The following is a 21,000-nucleotide window of genomic DNA, read 5'->3' on the forward strand; positions in this document are numbered from 1 at the left end:
AAGGAGGCCGCTGCACGCATCGCATTAACCCCCGTCACTGCATAATCCGCCCGTCCTGCCTGGAGCAGTTTGGGTGGCCACAGGTGGAGCAGTTTGACGTGGCCATCGGGGCCTGATTCACCGCAGACTCTGCGGTTGCACTGCTGATCGGCAGCCCTTTGCTATAGCGCCGTCCGTAGTTCACGAGGTAGCTATCATGGACCTGAGGTACCACCAGATCTTGCGAGGTTCCGCTGAAGCGTCGAGTATCGTTCCTCGGGCACCAGGCCGAATGCGTCATGAAGCCGTCGCAGGCGCCTCACTGCTTTCGCAGCCTTGCCATGCCAGACCAGCCACTTGGCCGACTTGATTTCCTTCATGATGGTCTCGCCATTCGGTGCCAAGACCCGGGTACTTCAGTGCTGTCTGCTCGACGGCACGAAACTTCATGGCGATATGGAACCAGTCCACGATGCGGCACAACGGCCGCCCCGTGCGCTGGACGACTTTCTCGAATTCCCCGGCCGCATCGCAGAGGATGGTGACGCGTTCGTGTGCGCCAATGCCGCTCGAGGACAGGAACCGGTGCAGACGCGCTGACACCGATGGGACTTGGTTGTGCACGTAAGCGTAGACCCGGAATCGATCGTCTTCAATGCACACGCGGCCCGCCACGACATTGACGTGGCGAGCTTGGCGGCGTGGCGGATCGCAGTGCTTGAGCCATGCCGAATCTACGCAACCGACGTCGGACCAGCGCCCACTTGCGCCGCAAGCTGGTCCCCGGCCCTGTCGCTGGCTGGCAGGACCTGCTCGGACTCCAACGCTGCCTCGACAGCGCGAGCTCGCCGCTTCAGACCATTTATCGAGATGACATCGGCAATGGGCAAGACCTCGCCCAACAACGCTACCGCCTTCGCATAGGGCAAGTGCGCGGCCCACTTGACTTGCACGTATTCGGGTTCGGGCGTGACCCTTGTCGGCAGCACCTCCACCATCGGGCTGACAGTTGCGCCAGGTCGGTTCCTTGCGCACGCGCAGCAACGCAGGCGTGGACTTCGAACATCAACCAACCCGAAGACCGTGCGGATCTGGCGTTGATGCCATCCCTTGATGCCCAATCTGACGCCGCACCGCGAGCAATAAGAATGGACGCAGGCGATGGAAAGAGATTGCTCTGCAACGAAGTACTTCTGAGCGCTGGCCAGCAGTTCCTTACCCTCGGCCAACGATAGCCCAAGAGGGCTTGTGGTGAATTCGCGCGATCACTGCGAGGCGAACAGGAGCGGTTTCGCCGAGATCGTCGATCAAACGGGCTTCGGTAATCATTTGCATGGCAGCCTCCAGATGAACGTGCCTTTGATCCTCCCGTGACTCGCCAGAATGTGTGCCCCGCTTTGGCCCGCTCTCCCTCACGGTAGGCGGCGTGCGGTCAAAAGCCGCTTTACAAGACGCTATCACGCCCCAAGATGCCGCCGCATGTGATCTAACGCGCCACCATCAGCATCAGGCAGCTCATCAGCGCAACTATCAGAGCGACTAGGGTGGCCACACGGCTCCAACCCGGGGTTGCGTGGCTCGTCGGCTCGTGGGTGAGGTCGGCCCGGTTCAGTGCGGCAAAGGCGCTTTCGTCGCGGCGGCGTGAGTTGAAATTGCCATGGTCGTCATGATCGCTATTCATGTAGACCATTTGACTGCAGGCATACCGAGTCGGCGCGGGAGTGTGTCTTTTGACGTAATCGCATGTACATCGAACGTGTGATTGTTCACAATGGCCGTTGACCGATCGGTCCGCGCCAAGCGGCCTGCCCCTCCTTGAGGCTCAGCAGCGCCTGGGGCAGCGCGTGCGGGAGCGGCCATGATCGGCGCGCCCCCCGGCCCAGCCACACGGACTTGCTGGTCCCGGCGATCGACGTGCACCGCCAGCAGTTCAGTCGGCTTCTCGTCCTCTGTGCGCGACGTGTTCAAGCGGTTCGAATTCCAGGCCCAAATCGACCGGCTGTCCAAGGCCAAGCTGTTGTACCAGGTGGCTGAGAAGTTCGCCAGCATCGATCTGCACCCTGACCGCGCTAGCAATGCGCAAATGGGGCACGAGTTCGAGGAGTTGATCCGGAAGTTCGCGAACTCAGCAACGAGGCGGCCGGCGAGCACTCACACCGCGCGAGGTCATCCGCCTCATGGTGAACTTGATCTTCATCGAGGACGATGAGATCCTGAGCAAGCCCGGCGTCGTGCGCACCATCTACGACCCGACGGCCGGCACTGGGGGGGCATGCTTACGCTGGCCGGCGAGTACCTGGCCGAACACAACCCACAGGCACGGCTTACCGTTTCGGGCCAGGATCTCAACCCGGAGTCCTACGCGATCTGCAAGGCCGACATGCTGATCAAGGGCAGACGTGCCGAACATCACCTTCGGCAATACCCTGAGCGACGACGGCCACGCGCACAAACGCTTCGACTACATGCTGTCGAACCCGCCGTTCGGCGTGGAGTGGAAGAAGGTCGAGAAGGAAGTGCGCAAGGAGCACGAGCAGCAGGGATTCAACGCAGGCTTAGGTCCGGGCCTGCCGCGGGTGTCAGACGGCTCCATGTTGTTCCTTTTGCACCTGCTGTCCAAGATGCGCCCGGCGGCTGAGGGCGGCAGTCGATTCGGCATCGTGCTCAACTCGCCCCTGTTCACTGGCGGCGCGGGCAGCGGTGAAAGCGATAACCGCTGCGCAACTGAAAGCCCTCGGCCAAGCCGCAGTCGACGCGTTTTACGAGGTCACACGCGAAAATGACACAGTCGCTGTCGTGCGTTTTTGTCTTCGACATGATCGATAGCTGATTGTTGCTCGGTACCGACGCTCTTGCCCTGGCGGCTATGGAGCGCGTCAGCGAGACGGAGTACCGCCCCATCTACAACAGCGATGAACTTGCAGCGCTGTTGTCGGTGCATTGAGGGCGGCCGGCCCGTCAAGTCGATCGCATCGTCGCGCGTGCGACGGCCTTCCGCCGTGCACAGGTCCTCCTGGCGCACTCGGCGGGAGTCATGACGGCGGGCGGCAGCGCGTCGCGGCCTTTGCCCCATCGATAGAGCTTCGGGCGCGGCCCGCTACCTCGCAGTTCGGACCAGGCTGCAACGTGGACGCGGCCGGGTTTTGCACGCTTGAAGAACGGATGACGTAGGTCTGAACGAAGCCGGTCGCCCCGCCCGTTACGTCCTGTGCAGATGTAGCGGTCGGTGTCGACGGTACGATGCCATAGACCTGCATATGCACGGCCTGCTGGCCGTGCGCGAGGATCCTATGACCTACCAGTCCGCTACTGCGGAATCAGTTGCGAATTCATCCACTCGCCGCGGGCGCTCAGCCAGTTCTTTAAGTAGAAGATTTCGCCCGCGTAGGAGCCCATCACGACAGCGTTCGGCCACACGTAGCTGGTGAGGATCGGCCAAGTTGTGAAGTTGCGCTGCTGCGGTCCCTCGAGCGTTTGCGCTGTGCTGTCGATGAAGGTCTGGATCTCCGGCAAGCGTGATGACAGGTACTTCCACCGAACGGCCACATGACGTGCAAACTGCTCGTCCTGCATCAGACGCACGATGTAAGGGCTCATGTTCTTCACCTCCCAGCCCGCGGTGGCTTCGCTGCCGTCGAAGTTGATATTACCCGCGGTAAGGTCGTGGTCCCAGACCGGCCCGAAGTGAAGCTTGCCATCGCGGGGGCGCCAGGTGAACGTGCTGCTCCAGAAGGCGTCGTGATTGCGTATGAACTGGTTGAGCAGGTAGTAGTCGACCAACGTATCGGTCTCCAGGTACTTGCCATAGCCGAGTTCAGGGTCCTTGAAGCTCGGCGACATCATCGCCACCTCGAAGTTCGCGATGAAGTTCTTGATGTTCGGCATCTGCTCTGCGACGACATCCGACTTGACGGTGTAGGGCACGGTGAGCAGGCTCTTGAACCAGAAGTCCTCGTCGAGATTCGCGTCTATTTCCAGCAGGAATGCCATCCCCGGGTCGTCGATCGCCGCGGTGGCCTTGCCGATATTGACGCGGGCGTCCTCGACTTCAATCTGGTCCGTGAGTTGGTACACGCCGAGATAGCTGCCGTTGAGAGTCAGTTCGACGTACCGTTCCGGCGGCGTGTACTCGAACCCCAGCATCTGGCTCAGGCACGTGGCAACGCTGTTGCGCATCAGGGTCTTGTCGGCGAAGTTCGCCAGCAGAACCCAGTCCTTGTCGGCAGGAATGCCCAGCAGCGAAGCCTTGGTGTCCAGCTTGAGGCGGTACGGCTTTTTGGGCATTAGCCAAGTGGAATTTCCACGGCCCCGAATGCCCGTGGTCATCACCGCGCCGCCCGCAATCTGCACGGTTGCAGGAACGTAGGTCTCCTTGTCGAGGATGGGGGCCGCGTTGGTCGTGTTGATGGTGATAGCCGTGACCGCGCCGGCGTCGCATTTGACAGGATCGGCACTCGAAATCGTTTCCACCAGGATGGTGCGCGGCGAGACGGTGTGCAGCACCATGCCGATCTGCGGGTCGATGTAGCCCGTGAGCACCTGCTCCACAGCCTGCGCTGCGCGCAGCGTCGCGGGTTTGATGGCGAGCGCATCCGACGTTCGCGTCATCAGCCTCGTGACAGCTTGAGCGAATGCCTGCTGGATGACCAGGTTGATCTGCTTCGCACCAGCATTGCCGGGGTCGCGAACCTGCACCGTGGGCGCCAATCCCATCCAGTTGCTCGGCGTGCTTGCATGCGCGGTTTCCAGTGTCGTGAGCGCACTGACGGCTGTTCCGTCCTGAACACGCGCAGCCAACACATACGCAGCTTGGACCGGGCTGGCACCGGACCCGCCGCCGGCGGGGATCAGCGCTACGAAATTCAAAGTGTCCGTCTGGATAGCGCTGTCGAAGGTCAGTGAAAAGGCGCCTGTCGCATTGGCCGTCGCAGTTGGTTCGGTCGAACCACAGGCGAGGTCGCCGTCCTGATCCAGGCACACGACGATGGCCGCGCCCTGTGACGTTGCCACCGCGAGGTCGTCCACTTTGCCCGAGAGCGTTCGCGGCGCTGGCGCTGGCGCTGGCGCTGGCGCTGGCGCGGGTGTCGTTGTCGTTGTCGTTGTCGTTGTCGTTGTCGGTGTCGTTGTCGGTGTCGGGGTCGGTGTCGGTGTCGGTGTCGGGGTCGGTGTCGGGGTCGGTGTCGGGGTAGCTCCCGCAGGCGGCACAGCAGTCATTGCGGGCGCAATTGCGGGCACATCGGACATTTGTGACACTGGCGGGGAAGTAGACGGCCCGACGGCGCTGGACGTGCCCTGGATATCCGTGGGCCCTGTTGAAGTGGAGGGAGTTGCGGGCTGTTCCCCCTGGGTCATGGCCACGATGGCACCTCCGGCAGCAACACCTGGCGAGCCGCCGCTCCCACCGCCGCAAGATGCAAGGAATGAGCAAACCAGCAGCGCGCATAAACGTTCTTCGCGGTGTGACATCGAATTCACCCCTTGGAAATCGACCTTATCTCTTACAACGTCTTCCGGATATGTCAGCCAAACACTCTTTCATGGCACAGCCCCTGTCCGATGGCATCGCATTGGCCGTAGCGATGCCGAGTTGCGGCATTGCACGAAAATCAATGCAGGTCCGAAGTCGGCGTGGCCGCGAGCAGCGCCAGAAGGCCGCCGCGAAGCGCGGGCAAGTGAACTCTCGAAGCTTCCATAGTCGCTTATTTCTACCCGACGCCGCTTTTTTCAACGCCTCGATGATCTTTACACCTAAGCGTTGCGCTACGGAATCCGGTAGGCGCGGATCTCCGCCATCGATTCACCTCGCGCAGGTGCTGCCACAAAGAGCATCGACAGGCTCGGAACGAACAAGCCCGTACGGGCGCCAGGCGCGGTCGGGACGCGCTCCGTCCGCTCGAACCGTCCGCCCCTTCCCTGCGCAACACGTCGACCTGCCCAGTCCCGCAGAAGACATAGAGCTGATCGCGCGCATGATCGAAGAACAGATCGTCGCTGTCACCGCAAACAGAAACGCGAAGGCTCGATCTGGAATGACTCTGGATGTCCTGCGAGGTTGACGCGACCGTGACTGCCAGTCGAGCAGAGGCCTTCCACAGCTTCGGTACTCCAGTCAACTTCATGCACCGGCAACTCGTTGCCGATTTCGCGTTGAGGAACCTGCTCCCGAGCAGCTACGACGCGAAGGTGTTCGCTGAGTCAGGCGGTCTCTTGTCTTATGGGCCAAGCTTCATCGACCTTTTCCAACGCGCTGCGAGCTACGTCGACAAGATCCTCAAGGGTGCAAAAGCCGGCGACCTGCCGATCCAGCTACCGACGAAATCGAACTCCATCGAAAGTACGACTACCCATCCCCGAACGACACCCAAACTCCCCCACTGATCAACACGTAATTCCCCCGCCCTGGCCATCAAGCTGTGACTGCGTAGACCGGTGTCGGTGTTTGCCGGCGACAGTGCTTAAATTTGCTGCACTGCACACCCCCCAAAAATGGATGGTCTCCTTTCAGTGCGATGCGACAAGGAGTGCCGCCTTGCGCAGCAACAGCTCTGCTTGGGCGCCGAACTTGAACGCCCGCAGGAAGTCCTCAATACCGTAGGTCGCATGCGCGCGGTGGATCGCCGCCGCGAGCGCTTTGGCCTCTGGCATGCGGCCCGCCAGTGCCAGGCAGAACATCGCGATCGCACGGATGTGCACATGCGCGTTCGGGCGCGCCGCGGCCTTGACGGCCCAGTCGGCCGCCTCCTCGTGGCGGCCCAGGCGCACCAGTGCCAGCGCGCGCGAGGCCAGCATACCGAAGAGCAATGGATCCAACGGACTCAGCGCACGCGCGTGGTCCGACTCGCCGATGGCGGCGTGCGGATCGCCGGACTGCGCGTGGACGAACGCCAGCGTGTAGTGGCCCAGCGCGAAATTCGGGCTCAGCTCGATCGCGGTCTGCAACTCGCCGAGCGCTTCGCCTTGCCGGTCTTTCAGCCACATCGCGCGCCCGAGCGCCCAGTGCGAAGCGGGATCGAGCTCGTCGGCCATGACGCCTTCGGCCGCGGCGCGGTAGGCCTGCTCGATGGCCGGGCCACGCTCGCGCCAGTCCAGGAAGGCGTCCTGGAAATGCGTGAAGGACAGGCCGGCGTGCGGCCGCGCGAAGGTCGGGTCCAGTCGCACCGCGGCCTGGAAGAAGTGCCGCGCCTGTTCGTTGTCCTCGCGATTGAATCGCACCATGTGCCAGAGGCCGCGATGGTGCGCCTCCCAGGCATCGAGCGAGTTGGGGTTCTTGAGGATGGCTCGGTTGCGCTCCGCCATCTCGATCTGGCTGGCAATGGTGGTGACGATGCGGTTGCCGATCTCGTCGAGCACCGCGAAGGTGTCGTCGAGCCTGCTTTCGAACTCCTGTGCCCAGACGACTTGCGCGCTGCGCGTGGCCGTGAGCTGCACGCTCACGCCCAGGCGCGAGCCGGGCCCGCGCCGCAGCCAGCCGCTGGCGACGTAGTCCGCATCCAGCCGGCGCCCGGCGTCTTCGGAGTGCACGCGCCGATCGGCCAGCGCGAACATCGTGCCCTCGGCGATCACGAACATGCTGCGCAGCTTGCAGAGCCGCGTGATGATGTCGTGCGTCATGCCATCGCCAAGGCCGCCGCGCAGCGTGGCGCCCGGCGCCTGGTCCACGAACGGCGTGATCGCGAGCGATGCGCGGCGGGCCACTGCCGGGGCTTCCTGTGGCGCCGCATCCGGGTCGGGCGCAGCGGCGACGGAAGGCGCCGGGGATCCGGCGTAGCGCGCCTTCGCAGCCTGCCAGGCTCGCCCGATCGGTATCCAGTCCAGCCCCTCGGCTTCGTACTGGCGCGCCGTTTCGGCCAGGTGCTCCTCGCCCTCGCGCAGACGCCCGCGCCAAGCGAGCGCCTCCAGCAGGTGCTCGTGGGCATGGCGGTCGAACGGCGCGATCGCGAGCCATCGTTCCAGTGCCGCCGTCGCGGTGTCGCTGGCTAGCGGCAGCGCCCGAACCCAGTGCTCCAGCACCGCCGCATGGGCCGCGCGGAAGTGCCGGCGCTGGGCGACCAGCCAGCCGGTGAAAACCGGCGAATGCGGGAGGTCGAGACCCTCCAGGAAATCGCGCGTGCCGAACAGGGCCGACAGCGCCTGCAGCCGGTCGGGCGGGAGCGCCGCGACACCGTGCTGCAGGGCTTCGGCCACCTGCAGTGCATCGACGCCGCAGTCTGCCAGGTCGAGTGACACGCCGTCGCCGTTGGTCGCCACGCGCGTCCGGCCGGGCTCGTCCAGCACGGCGCGCAGCTTGCTCAGGCACCACCTCAGCTCTCCGCGCGGATCGCCGGGCACATCCCACAGCAGTTCGCACAGGTGGCTGCGCGACGTGTCGCGCCTCGCCAGCGCCAGGTAGGCCAGCAGCGCGCGCACCTTGCGCGAGGCGGGAAGGGCGAGCGGCGCGCCGGCGCGATGCACCGCCAGGGGGCCGAGCAGTTGCAGCGTCAGCACTGGCATGCGGTCCGTTTGCATCTGCGTTGATCGCTCCACCTGAATTTCCACGCCGGTTACCACGCCGGCTTCCACGCCCACGTTTCAAAGTCGACCGCGACGGCCGGACCACGCCAGCGCAACGGCCGTCACGCTGGCCCGACCGGGCAGCACCCTTCAACCCTGAACCCTGGAGCCACGCCATGAGCACATCGTCCGCCGCCGCCGCCGCCGTCGCCACCCCGGAGCCCGCCGCCGCACCCGACTTCGCCGCGATCAAGACCCGCCAGAAGGCCACCTGGGCTTCGGGCGACTATGCCGTGGTCGGCACCACCTTGCAAATCGTCGGCGAGACCCTGTGCGAGGCCGTCGACCTGCAGGCCGGCGCGCGCGTACTCGACGTGGCCGCCGGCAACGGCAACGCCACGCTGGCCGCTGCGCGCCGGTGGTGCGAGGTGACCTCGACCGACTACGTCCCGGCCCTGCTGGAGCGCGGACGAGAGCGCGCCGCAGCCGAGCGGCTGCACGGCATCGACTTCCGGGAGGCCGACGCCGAGGCGCTGCCTTTCGACGACGCGAGCTTCGATGTCGTGCTTTCGACATTCGGCTGCATGTTCGCGCCAAACCCGCCGCGCGTGGCGTCGGAGCTGCTGCGCGTGTGCCGCGGCGGCGGCCGAATCGGTATGGCCAACTGGACGCCGACCGGCTTCATCGGGCAGGTGTTCAAGACCATCGGCAAGCATGTGCCGCCACCGGTCGGCGTGACCTCGCCCGCGTTGTGGGGAAGCCGCAGCCACGTCGTCGACTGGTTCGGAACGGCCGCAGCGCAGGTGGAAACGCAATCGCGCGAGTTCACTTTCCGCTACCGCTCTCCCGAGCACATGCTGGAAGTGTTCCGCAGCTACTACGGGCCGATCCTCAAGGCTTTCGGTGCGCTGGATGCGCCGCGGCAGGATGCGTTGGCGGAAGACCTCGTGGCGCTGATGAAGCAGTTCTCCCGCAAGGGCAGTCAGACGCTGGTGATCCCGAGCGAGTACCTCGAGGTCGTGATCACGCGCGCGTGAGGCGGTGCACGCGCTCGCGGGCGTGCTCGGCAGCATCAACACGGCGCGGATGCGATGACGAACGCGGTCGCGTCATCGGCAGCAGCAGCGGCGGGCGCGACGCGGCACTGAGCGTCACCCGACGCAGGAGAGAATCCGCCGCCCAATTTCGGGTTTCTGGACCGGATAGATGCCAACACAGAACGAGCGACTCGAGGCGCACGCAGGACATTTGCTGGATGTCTTTATAGGGCTGCGCGAACGCTATGCACTGCTTGATCCCATGCTCTTCGACGGCCCGGCCGGCGTGCCGCCTCGTGGCTGCCAATCGATTCCGCCAGTCTGACCGCCTCGACCTTGAATTCGTCCGTGTAGTGCCGCTTCGGCAGTTTGCTATCTCGCATTTCGATTCTCCATACAGCTCAAGTTTCCAACTTCTTGCTGTACGTGGAATCGGGGCAGGATCAGACCTTCGCGTCGGCAAAGACCGGACGTTCATGCGTCCGCGATGACAGCAATCAGAGCGCGATTCCGAATCGGTTTGGCTGTCGCAACAGTGGCCCGCGATGCAGCTGGATTCAGGGCTCACTCAGCGCGATGCTCACCCCTCGCGGCTTTCGAGCACCGCCCGTGCGCGCAGCAGATCCGGGTAGTCGAAGCCTTCGGTGAACCTCTCGTAGATCGGTCGCAGCGCGGCATCTGCCTCGTCCACCCGGCCTTGCGCTTGATAGAGCCGCGCCAGTGAGGTCGCCGCGCGCAGCGAAAGCAGCAGCGCCCCCTGGTGCTCAGCGATCTCGATCGCCCGACGGTACGCAGTCTCGGCTCCCGCGCGATCACCGTCGAGTTCCGCCAAGCGGCAGCGCAACGAGAGGAGCGAGGCGGCCTGGAACTTCTCCTCGGTCTCCTGCTGCGTCTTCTCGCCGGCCAGCACGAACTCGGTGGCCTCGTCCCTACGTCCGGCGTTGAGCAAAACTTCAGCGGCATTCGCAGCGTAGAAGCTGCTCCAAAACCTGCCGCCGAACATCACCCATCCCGAATACCCGTCGCGAAGCAGCCGGATGCCATCGTCGAGCTGTCCCGTCGCGACCAGGGCATGACCGAGGCCGGACTTCGCCACGGCGCCGTATGTCTTCAGGCCGTAGCGTTCTGCCAGCTCGAGCGCCTGCGTGGAGCGCGCGAGCGCATCGGTCCAGTCGCCCTTCCTGGCGGACATCGAGCCCATGACGTTCAGCGCCCAGACTCGACTGTTCGAGTGTTGTCGTTGCTCCGCAATGCCGAGTCCCTCGCGGGCGCAAGCTTCGGCTGATGGCAAGAGGCCTTGGAACATCAGGCTCGTGGTGAGGTTCATCAGAATCGCAACCAGCGGATCGGCCCCGCCCAGCGGTTGCCACTCTTCGGGCCTCACGTTCTCGAGTTCGCGCCTGGCCTCGGTCAGGTGGCTCCTCGCCTTTGCCAACTCTCCGCGCAACAGCCTGGGATAACCCATACGCATCAGTCGATTGACGCGGCCCATCGGCTTGACCCGCGCCAATTCAGCTGGCCCGAAACGCTCGAGCAGCGCGATGGCCTCGCCGAATCGCCCCGCGGCGCTCAGCCCCGCGGCGCTCCCGCCGCAAGCCTGAAGGAGCTCATCGGGCCGGTCCAGCGATGTGGCGAGATCACGGGCTCTGGCGTAGCTCTCGTTTGCGCAAGGCGAGATGAACCCTTCGGTCTGGACCACTGCATTGCCGAGTCGCATCCGCAAGCCAAGCTCGACGTTGGCGCAGGGCTCAAGGGCCTGCACGCTGCGCAGCAGCGCGACCGCCGCCTGGTAGTGCGTCACCGCCTCGCGCACGGCCGAGCGGGCCATCGCGTGATCGCCCGCTGCCTGCCAATAGCGCAGTGCCTTTGCCGCATTGCCACCCTCCTGATGATGGTAGGCCAGCAACTCGGGCTGCGCGGCGGCGGCGTCGCGGTTGCCGTGCTCGAGGGCCGCCGCAATTTGTCGATGCCGCAGCACGCGCTGGCTCTTGAGCATGCTGTTGTAGGCTGTGTCGCGCACCAGCGCGTGCTTGAAGCTGTACGTCGCATCGGGCGGCGTGCCGCGGCGGAACACAAGCTCGGAGCGCACCAGGTCGGCCAGCGCGGCGTCGAGCTTGGACGGCGCCATGGCGCAGAGCACCTCGGCGATCAGCCGGTGCCCGAACTCGCGGCCGATCACCGCGCCGATCTGCGCGACTTCCTTGGCCGGGGCGAGCCGGTCCAGCCGCGCCATCAACGAGTCCTGCAAGGTGGCCGGAATCGCAAGCGTCGGCAGCGGACCGCTCAGGCGGTAGCCCGACGGCGTGTCTTCCAGCAGCCCCGACTGCACCACGGTCTTCGTCAGTTCCTCTATGAACAGCGGTATGCCGTCCGTCTTGCGGATGATTTCGGCGAGCACCTCGGCCGGAAGTGCCTTGCCCGCGGCGACCGCGCTCACCAGCACCATGCATTGCTTTTGCGATAGCCGACTCAGGCTGTGATGGGTCAATTGGCTGGCGCCGCTCCATGAGGGGACGTACTCGGGTCTGCAAGTCACCACCAACAGCACCCGCGCGTCGCGAACGCGCTCGGCAACCTGCCCGATCAGCTCTTCGGTGCTCGGATCGATCCAGTGCGCGTCTTCGACCAGGAAAAGCACCGGCTGCTGTTCGGACAAGCGCTGCAGCAGGGCAATCAGCGCCTCGAGCGTGTGCGCCTTTTCCTCCTGCGGCGAGGCACCGCCAGCCAAGCTCCGGCCGCCATCGGGCAAGCCCATCAGTCGCAGCAAGCAACCGACGGAGGATGCCGGCAACGCGCCTGCCAGGTGTTCGAGCTTGTGCGCGCGGTCCTGGGGCGAATCTGCCGGCGCCATGCCCGCAGTGCGCTCCAGATGCTGCACCACCGGGTACAGCGCGCTGCTGCTGAAGTAAGGCGAGCACTGCAGCAACACCGTGGCCGCCGATTCACCGGCAAGCCGCTCGCGCAAGACCTGGCAGATGCGCGACTTGCCGATGCCGGCCTCTCCCGACAACAGCACGGCCTGGCCTTCGCCATCGCGCGCGAGTGCCCAGCGCTCGAGCAGCAGCGCGAGCTCGCTGTCGCGGCCGATGAACTCGACAAGGCCCTGCATGTGTTGCGCCTCGAAGCGCGTAGCGACCCTGCGCTCGCCGATCACGCGCCACGCCTCGACCGGCTCTGCGAAGCCCTTGAGAGCGAGCCTGCCCAGCGATTCGAGCACGAACGAATCCCCGACGAGCTTGCGCGTGTCGTCGGCAAGCACGATCTCGCCTGGCTGGGCCTGCGCCTGCAGCCGCGCCGCGAGATTCGGCGTCTCGCCGCTGGCCGAACGTTCTGCCGCCGCTGTGCCGGCGCCGATCTCGCCGATGACGACCAATCCGGTGGCGACGCCGATGCGGGTCTGCAGTTCGATGTCGCCCCGAGCCCGCCGTGCATCGAGCGCCTTGACGATGCTCAATGCCGAGCGCACGGCGCGCGTCGCATCATCCTCGTGCGCCTGCGGATAGCCGAAGTACACCAGCGCGCCGTCGCCGAGGAATTGCGCGATGTGGCCTTCGTAGGGTGCAACCGCCGCGGCCACGGCCTCGTGATAGCCGCGAATGAGTTGTTGCAGGTCCTCGGGATCGAGCCGACCCGACATCGCCGTCGAGCCGACCATGTCGCAGAACATCACGGTCAAGTGCCGGCGCTCGGCATCGCGAGGCGGCGCCGACTCCGCGGCCATCGGTTCCACGGACGCTGCCTGCGGGGACGGCGAGGCGCCGCTATTTTGCGCGGCAATGGAGCGCAGCAGCCGCTTGCGATGGCCGAGCGCGGCCACGCCAAGCGCCTTCAGATCATCGTCGCCCAGTTCGCCGAGCAGGTCGAACTCGATGCCCTGCTCGGCGAACGCTTGCGCGTAGCCTCCGAGGCCCAGTCCTTGCAGCCACCGCTCCACGTCGTTCATCGCGCCAAGCCCCTGAACATCCGTTCGATGACAGCGAATCGATGAGATCGCCGCTGCCTACTCCGCCCTTCGGCACGGCGCAAGGATCGCACAGACGGTGCGGTGATGCGACAAGAAATCAGGTCTCCGGCGCCGAGCATCAATTTTATCTACCGTGGAGTGAGCGCGTCTCGTGCCGAGGCCCGCGACATTCGCGGTTCCGAATTGGGCTACTCAAACCATCCACTCGCCCTGCACAGCCGTCTCTCGAGAGAGAGAGAGAGAGAGAGAGAGAGAGAGAGCATGGTCGGCAGGCGCGGCCACGTACTTCACGCGGCCTGCCGCTGCATGAACTCCGGCGGTGGCATCATCAGGTGCGTAGTACCGTCCGGCCACGGAGTCTTCGGCTTGAGCGCCACCTGCCCCGCGGCGTTTCACTAAACCCTGATCCGACAGCGCTGGCCGGGTGATGTATTGGAAAATGCGCTAATGCTGCCAAGCCTTGGTCGTCGCCGTCTTCTCGTCGCCGCTCTGGTGGCTCTCACACAACCCCGGATCGCGAGCGCTCAGGGCAAGAATGCCCGGGTGTCCGTTCTGGCCTCGAGTTCGGAGACCAACTTCGGGCCCAGCGTCGCCGTGTTTCGCGAGGCGCTGAAAAATGCGAACTGGGTAGAAGGCCAGAATCTCGCGCTCGACGTTCGTTACAGCGAACGTTACGAGCAGATTCCGGCGCTGATGGCCGGCCTCCTAGCGCTCAGGCCGGACGTTATCGTGAGCCTGGGAACGCCTGCGACTGAGGAGGCCAAGCGCGCGACGACGACGATTCCGATCGTGATGGAATCGTTGGCCGATGTCGTCGCCGCCGGACTCGTGCCGAACCTGGTCCGACCTGGCGGCAACGTCACCGGGGTCTCCGGGTTCGCGCCCCAGCTGAGTGGCAAGCGGCTCGAAATGATTCGCGAGCTGCTTCCCGACGCGACCCGGATCGCGGTGTCACGCTCGTCTACCAGGAACAGGGAATGGCGCGCCCGTGGTTTTCATTCACGGCTGCACGGCTGCTGCACAGACTACCGCGCCTGGGATGCGCAACGTCAAGCCATCGCGCCGCACTATCGCTTCATCGGTCTCAACATGCGCTATTTTCGGACGGCCCCTGGCCCGACGATGAAACGAAATATTCGCAACAGACGAACGCGGACGATATTGCCGCCTTCATTCACGGTTTGAATCGCGACATCGATCGATCGCAGAGATCGGGACCCGAGGCCTCGCGCGAAAGTTGCGGTTCCAGCGAAACGACCGACACCAACGCGAGTCGCTTCAGCGCACCCCGGAATCGAACCAGCGGTCCCACACGACAAGTTCTTCCTCAGTCAAATTCCCGCCGCGAATGCGCAGCGCAACTACGTCGCGCACGTAGTCGTACCGCGCCTTCGCTCCTTCGGCGCGCGACTTGAATAGCCTACGGCGCGCATCGAGCAAGTCAGTGATGCGGCTCACTCCCAACTCCAGCCCAACCTCCTGCGCCTTCACGGTCTGTTCAAACGCAAGAACTTCGGCCTCCGTCGAACCAATGCGAGCATGGTTGGCTCGGGCGCTCAGCCAATGGGTGATGGTTTCCCGTTCGACCTCGCGCTTTGCCGCCTCCAGTTGTTGCTCCGCTGCTCCCTGGCGCGCCGCAGATTCGCGCGTCAACGCATCCACCCTTCCGCCCTCGTAAAGGGGCATGCGCAATTCGAGTCCAACGGATGTCACGTCATACGGCGGCTGTCGACGATTGTCATATCCTTGATCGGAATGAACGTACGACAGCGTCGCTGCCAACTGAGGTAGATGTTCGGCGCGGCTGGATTCGTAGGCCCGTCGAGCCGCGTCGACCGCGTCTGAAAGGGCCAGCAGACGCGGGTAATTGCGCAATGCATCGTCAACCCATTTCTGCTGCGTTCCAGGCACCGCATCAAATCGGGTCCGGCTCAGTGAAGGCACCTGCCTCACAGCAATGCCGCACAGTTCAGTCAGCCGCGCAAGGGCCACGGCCTGGTTGTTGCGGGCATCGATGGTGCGGGTGACAAGGCTCTGGGCGTAGGCGTCGGCTTCAGCCAGATCGGTCACCTTGGCCATCTGTCTTTCGCGCATCGCGCGCAGGCGATCGACCTGGCGGGTTGCTGCCTGCGATTCAGCGGCCAGCCATTCAAGTTCGTCCTGTGCGGCCAAGACTTCCAGGTAGCGGTTCAGCACCTCGTCGAACAATGCGAGGCGGGTCAGCGCCAATTCCTGATCGCGTTGCAACACCGTCGCCTGTGTCGATTCCCATCTGCTGCGCGAGGCCTGGTCGAAAAGGCTCTGTCGCACGCTCAAGCTGACACGATTTCCGCTATAGGGTTGGTTGCCGATCGTCGTCGAATCCTTGTACTCGTTGCGTGAAACCGAACCCACCGCCAGAACCTGAGGCAACAATCGGCTGCGCGCCCCGTCCGACTCGGCACGCGCGCGATCCACGTCATACTCGCGCGACCTCAGCAAGGGATTGCCCGTGAGCGCGGCGCGGTAGAGCTCGGCAAGGCCCTGTGCATTCGAGCCCACGGGCGTCATGGTCAACCCGAAAATCGCGACTAACGGGGCCAGATGAAGTGTGCAGCGAGCGAGGCGCATCACGAGTGCCTTGCTCAATCTTGTCTGAACGAGCGGGCCACCGTATCGGTCAGCGGTGCGATCAGGTACTTCAAGAAAGTGCGCTCCCCCGTATAGATGAGGACTTCGGCGGGCATGCCCGGCACCAGTTCGAGTTTTGCCTTCGTCAGTGCCAGCAGACTCTCGGCGGAAATCTCCACGCGCGCGAGGTAGTAGGGGACCTTGCGGCCTTCGTTGTTGTCATCGACCAGCCGGTCGCCCGACACGGAGATCAGGCGTCCGTCGATACGGGGAAGATCGCGCTGCTTGAACGCGGGAAAACGCACCTCGGCCAGCTGATCGATCCGTACCTGGTCGATGTCCTGCGGCGAAAGTTGCGCCTCGACGACCAGCTTGGCGTTCTGCGGCACGATGTCCAGGATGCGCTCGCCGGGTTTGATCACCGCGCCCAGCGTATGGACGGTCAAGCCGAGCACCATGCCCGCTTCAGGCGCGCGGACTACGGTCCGGGTGACCATGTCGTCCAGTGCGCGCACCTTCTCCCGAACGGTCGAGAGTTCGCTCTGCACTTCGGCGAGTTCCTTTGCCACCTCGCGCTGCAATTCCTTGCCGAGTTGGAGGATCTTTACCTGCGTCTCGCTCACCTGGAATTCGGTGGCCGCCAGGTCCGCCACCAGCGAGCCTTGCTGGCCCTGAGTCTGTGCAACGTTGCGCTCCATCTCGCGCACCCGCTGGCGTTCGGCGTACCCCTGCTTCATCAGCGCCTCGAAGTCAACCCGTTCGCTCTCGTAGGAATTCACCAGCCTGTCGCGACTTTTCTTCTGCGCCACGAGCCCCGAGGCCTTTGCGCGCAGCTGCTGGATCTGCCTTTCGTAAAGCATGACCTCACCGTCGTGTGACTGCCTGCGCACCGAGAACGTCTGCAACTGCACCTGCATCGCGTCGGCCGCACGCGGGTCGCTGCGCGCGTCGACAAGCTCCTTGGGAAAGTTCACCTGGGCGAGGCTGTCGCGTTGAGCCACCAGCCTGGCCTCGCGCGCGAGCAGCGCGAACAACTGCCCACGCAATCCCTCGACCTGGGCCTTGGGCTGGGTGTCTTCCAGCGTCACCAACACTTCGCCCGCCGAAACAAGCTGGCCGTCGCGCACCTTGATCTCGCGAACAATGCCGCCTTCGAGATGCTGCACCGTCTTGCGGTACATCTCCACCGAGACGACCCCCGAGCCGATGGCCGCGCTGCTCAAGGGCGCGAATGCCGCCCACAGACCGATTCCTCCGAAGATCGCCGCGACCACGGCGATGCCGATGCGACGCAAGCGCCGCTCGGCCGTGACGTCAGCGGATTCGGGCGGTGGTTTGGCGTTACTCATGGGCCGTGCCTCCAACGCTGACCAGGGCCTCCGAGGCCCTGTTGTTCGATACCGGGTGTGCGACCCGCGCTGCGGCCTGCTGGAGTTTCGAAGTGATCTGATCTCGCGCGCCGTACAGCGCCAGCTTCCCTTCCACCAGAAGCAGGATCCTGTCGACCTGGCTCAGCACCTGGGTCCGATGCGTCACGATCACCACCGTGCTGTGCATGTGACGCAGTTCCAGCAATGCGCGGTGCAGCGCCGCGTTGCCCGCTTCGTCGAGATTCGAATTGGGCTCGTCCAGGATCACGATCTTCGGCACCTTGTACACGGCTCGCGCCAGCGCCACGCGTTGCCGCTGGCCGGCCGACAGCACGAAGCCACTGTCGAGGCGGGTCTCGTAGCCTTCGGCGAAGCCGAGAATCATCGCGTGCACACCGGCAAGCTCCGCGGCTGCCACTACGGCATCCGAATCCACCTCCCCGAAACGGGCGATGTTCTCGGCCACGGTGCCTTCGAGCAACTCCACGTCCTGGGGCAGGTATCCGATGTTGCGTCCCATCGCTTCGCGCTCGTATTGGTCGAGCTCTGCGCCATCGAGGCGCAATTCACCGGTCTTCGGCTTGTGCAACCCGAGCAGCGCACGCAGCAGGGTCGACTTGCCTGCGCCGCTGGCGCCCAGGACGGCCACCTGGGTGCCGGCGTCGATGACGAGACTCAGCCCGTCGATCAACGGCGTGCGTGCGCCTGGCGGCTGGATGACGAGCTTGTCGAGCCGGTACTCGCCGCGTGGCTCGGGCAGTTGCATGGGCGCAGGTCGATCGGGCGTCGCCGCAAGAAGCTCCGAAAGGCGGCCATAGGCTGCGCGTGCGCTGACCACTCCGCGCCAGTTGCCGATCAGCGCGTCGATCGGCGCCAACGCGCGACCCAGCAGGATCGAACCGGCAATGATCGAGCCGGCACTGATGTCGCGACGCAGGGCCAGGTAGGCTCCCAGCCCGAGCATCAACGACTGCACGACCAGGCGGAAGGTCTTGGACAGCGCTGAAATGAGGCCAGCGCGACGGCTGGCCTGGTGCTGGGAGCGCAGGGCGGCATCATGCACCGCGGACCACCGCTCGCGCAGGCGCGGCAGCATGCCCATCGATTCGATCACCTCGATATTGCGCAGATGCGCCGCTGTCTTCAGATTTGCCTTGGCCTCATGCTTGTTGGCGTCTTGCAGCAGATCGCGGGTTGCGACCTCGTTCCAGACCGCGAGCGAGATCAGCACCAGCGCCGAGAGGATGGCCCCAATCCCGAACCACCAGTGGACCATGAACATCACCGCGACATAGATCGGCAGCCAAGGCACGTCGAGGATCGCGAACAGGCCCTGCCCAGTGAGAAACTGGCGCACCCGGTCGAGGTCGGTCAGCGGCTGGGCGTCGGCCTGCCGCCCGCCGCTGGACAGGGTGCGCGTGAAGATCGCGTCGTGAACCTTCGGGCCCAGCAGGGCGTCGAGGCGCATGCTGGAAACGATCAGGATCTGCGCGCGCAACCATTCCAGTCCACCCAGCACGACGAACAGGAACACCACGATCAAGGTCAGCATGAGCAGCGTCGACTCGCTGCCGCTCGTCATCACCCGATCGTAGATCTGGAGCATGTAGATGGCCGGCAGCAGCATCAGCAGGTTGACGAACAGGCTGAAGAATGCAGCGGACATGAATGAGGCTCGGCAGGCGTCCAGGGCCTCTTTCAAGGCCGTGCCGCTGCCTGCATGACTCGTCTTTTTTTTCGCGTTCATCGCGTTATTTTTTTCCGTTCCCTCGTACGGATTCCTCCAACACCCCGTCACCGGAACCGTCTCGTGGCGTACGCCACGAGCGGCCGGCGAGGGGACCCCACTTTCAGTCGACAGTTCTCTTTCTCTCTTTTCTGCCACGGCACTGGACGGGCCACCTCCTTGCCTGCCCAGCTAGCCGCGTTCCAGGTTCAATGGACAAGACCTTCCGGTACCCCCAGCCCATGCGATCCGATCGCGGCCAACTCCTCGAGGCCGGCGAGGAAAGCGGGGAATGCAGCCTGTGCCTGCTGTTCTCCGGATGGCAGATCCCGCTCGCCAACGGCGAGGGTGGGATCCATCACCCCGGGACCGTGTTCGAGGCCGAGCAGATGCCCGAACTCGTGCGTCACAGCCGACAGCAGATCGACCTTGTCCGGCGCAACACCGCCATTCCCCAGCGACCAGCCGTGGCCGGCCGCGTCGTCGTCGATCCATACGCTGTCCGCGCTGCTGGCCGCCAGCATCGACCCGCCGAGGTCGGTGATCGTCACTTCAGCTGCCCGCAAGGTGGCCAACTGCTCATCGCTGGCACCCTGCTGCGCCCAGTACGCGATGGCGAGGCCGATGACATGGTCGAGTTGCCCCTCGGACAGCGCCCTGGCGCCGTCGCCAATCGCACCATCCAGGGTCAGCGCAGCGAACTTGGGAGCGATCGTGATGCCGCCGACGGCGGTTTCGTCGATCGTGCCGTTGTTGCCGACGTCGGTGTTGAACGTGTAGTTCACCGTCGGCCAACTGCCCGGAACTTTGCCGACATTGGTTCCGATCACGGAGCCGGTGTCGTACTTCACCCCAATCACATACAAGGACCCGACCGCATCCGGAGTGAAGTTGACCGTGACATCACCGGCGTTGGCGCCGGTCCCGAGAATGATCTGGCTACTGGCCAGTTGCACCTGGGTGACGGTATCGCCGGCGTCGATGCCATTGCCATCAAGATCCGTGACCTTGTAGAGCTTGACATCGTTGGTTGTGGCCGTGAACGCCCCGAAGAGGGCGCTTGAGTCGCTCTGGTCGATCTTGATCGTCATCGCATCGGGGGCCGTCCCGCTATCAGGCCCGTCGAATCCCTTGATGGCGTTGGAAAGCCCCGTGTAGTAGAAGAAGACGCCGGGGTTGGTTTGTCCGATCTTGCCCTGGTTGTTGACGCCATACTGAATCACGCCGCCCTGCGACGCGTAGTAGTCGCTGAAGTCCAACGCGGAGCCGTCGATGTACTGGTTGGGTGTCGTCCCGGTGGGGGTTATCTGACCCAGGGGAGAAGTTCCGAAGTACGAACTCGGATCGGTGTCGGTGACCGTGGTGCCGTTCGTTCCGCTGGCCGTGCCGATGTTGCTGTAGCTGCCAGCGACGGCCGTGCCTGTCTTCTCGAATATCCAGGTCTCATTCAGGTTCAGCTTGCCGTCGTTGTTTGCGTCGCCGCTGATGTAAGTCGCGTTGAAGTCGTCCGCGGTCGTGCCCGCCGTGCCTGCGTTGTCCTTTACGCCGACGTTGGACAGGCTCACGTTGCCGGTGTTGGTGACTGTGTATTGCCACTTGATCGGCGTACCGGCGATGACGTTGTTCAGCCCGTCGCCACTTTGTGCGCCGTAGACGGTGACCTTGTCGATGTTCAGCGCCGGGTTCTGCGCCACCGGCACCGTCGCGTCGTCCGTGTCCGGCCCGGTCTCGTTGCTGTCGGCCGTGGCGGTGTTCTCCAGCTGACCGTCGCCGCCGCCGTTGCTGTCGATCTCGGCCTGAGTCACCGTGTGCGCCGCGGTGTAG

Annotated in this window: 12 protein-coding genes and 1 pseudogene; 4 read left to right on the forward strand and 9 right to left on the reverse strand. The window is 64.5% G+C overall.

The window, feature by feature from the left end; translation table 11 throughout:
* Positions 1–276 precede the first annotated feature (276 nt).
* Together WKW80_RS35280 and WKW80_RS35285 are read right to left on the reverse strand one after the other, a co-directional pair.
* Entirely contained in the window at positions 277–582 is a 306-nt protein-coding gene (locus WKW80_RS35280) for a hypothetical protein (protein WP_340368221.1), read from the reverse strand.
* An 883-nt stretch (positions 583–1,465) separates the two neighbouring features.
* Positions 1,466–1,660 carry a hypothetical protein gene (locus tag WKW80_RS35285; protein ID WP_340368222.1) on the reverse strand — a complete coding sequence of 65 codons (195 nt, stop codon included), beginning with the start codon at positions 1,658–1,660 and terminating at the stop codon, positions 1,466–1,468.
* Positions 1,661–1,918: 258 nt separating this feature from the next.
* Here WKW80_RS35285 and WKW80_RS35290 point away from each other — a divergent pair.
* Positions 1,919–2,696: pseudogene (locus WKW80_RS35290) on the forward strand (HsdM family class I SAM-dependent methyltransferase); the annotation flags it as partial.
* 589 nt (positions 2,697–3,285) lie between these two features.
* On the opposite strand, the gene WKW80_RS35295 reads toward WKW80_RS35290, so the two are convergent.
* Positions 3,286–5,445 (reverse strand): CotH kinase family protein, encoded by a 2,160-nt coding sequence (locus tag WKW80_RS35295; RefSeq protein ID WP_340368223.1) that lies wholly within the window; start codon positions 5,443–5,445, stop codon positions 3,286–3,288.
* Positions 5,446–6,018: 573 nt separating this feature from the next.
* Here WKW80_RS35295 and WKW80_RS35300 point away from each other — a divergent pair.
* Entirely contained in the window at positions 6,019–6,357 is a 339-nt protein-coding gene (locus WKW80_RS35300) for a type 1 periplasmic-binding domain-containing protein (RefSeq protein ID WP_340368224.1), read from the forward strand.
* A 123-nt stretch (positions 6,358–6,480) separates the two neighbouring features.
* Here WKW80_RS35300 and WKW80_RS35305 read toward each other — a convergent pair whose 3' ends face one another.
* Positions 6,481–8,484 carry a transcriptional regulator gene (locus tag WKW80_RS35305; protein WP_340368225.1) on the reverse strand — a complete coding sequence of 668 codons (2,004 nt, stop codon included), beginning with the start codon at positions 8,482–8,484 and terminating at the stop codon, positions 6,481–6,483.
* A gap of 161 nt (positions 8,485–8,645) precedes the next feature.
* Between WKW80_RS35305 and WKW80_RS35310 the strand changes: the two genes are divergently transcribed.
* Positions 8,646–9,506 (forward strand): class I SAM-dependent methyltransferase, encoded by an 861-nt coding sequence (locus WKW80_RS35310; RefSeq protein ID WP_340368226.1) that lies wholly within the window; start codon positions 8,646–8,648, stop codon positions 9,504–9,506.
* A gap of 580 nt (positions 9,507–10,086) precedes the next feature.
* On the opposite strand, the gene WKW80_RS35315 is transcribed toward WKW80_RS35310, so the two are convergent.
* A complete protein-coding gene (locus tag WKW80_RS35315) occupies positions 10,087–13,449 on the reverse strand; it encodes an AAA family ATPase (protein WP_340368227.1) in 3,363 nt (1,120 codons plus the stop codon).
* Positions 13,450–13,917: 468 nt separating this feature from the next.
* On the opposite strand from WKW80_RS35315, the gene WKW80_RS35320 reads away from it, so the two are divergent.
* Positions 13,918–14,655, forward strand: a complete 738-nt coding sequence (locus WKW80_RS35320) for an ABC transporter substrate-binding protein (protein ID WP_340368228.1) — start codon at positions 13,918–13,920, stop codon at positions 14,653–14,655.
* Between the two features lie 93 nt (positions 14,656–14,748).
* Here WKW80_RS35320 and WKW80_RS35325 read toward each other — a convergent pair whose 3' ends face one another.
* The 4 genes from WKW80_RS35325 to WKW80_RS35340 form a co-directional block, all read right to left on the reverse strand.
* The gene (locus WKW80_RS35325) at positions 14,749–16,098 is read right to left on the reverse strand and encodes a TolC family outer membrane protein (protein ID WP_340368229.1); all 1,350 of its coding nucleotides are present in this window, start codon (positions 16,096–16,098) and stop codon (positions 14,749–14,751) included.
* On the reverse strand, positions 16,095–17,429 hold the full coding sequence (locus tag WKW80_RS35330) for an HlyD family type I secretion periplasmic adaptor subunit (RefSeq protein WP_340368230.1): 1,335 nt from the start codon (positions 17,427–17,429) through the stop codon (positions 16,095–16,097). Before WKW80_RS35330 ends, WKW80_RS35325 begins: the two co-directional genes overlap by 4 nt.
* Positions 17,422–19,197: a type I secretion system permease/ATPase gene (locus tag WKW80_RS35335; protein WP_340368231.1), complete on the reverse strand. Its 1,776-nt coding sequence runs from the start codon at positions 19,195–19,197 to the stop codon at positions 17,422–17,424. The genes WKW80_RS35330 and WKW80_RS35335 overlap by 8 nt, the downstream gene beginning before the upstream one ends.
* Positions 19,198–19,385: 188 nt before the next feature.
* Positions 19,386–21,000, reverse strand: a 1,615-nt coding sequence (locus WKW80_RS35340; protein ID WP_340368232.1) for a DUF7507 domain-containing protein, incomplete at its 5' end; no start/stop codon positions are given.

This window comes from Variovorax humicola (genome assembly GCF_037889915.1).
Lineage (GTDB): Bacteria > Pseudomonadota > Gammaproteobacteria > Burkholderiales > Burkholderiaceae_C > Variovorax > Variovorax humicola.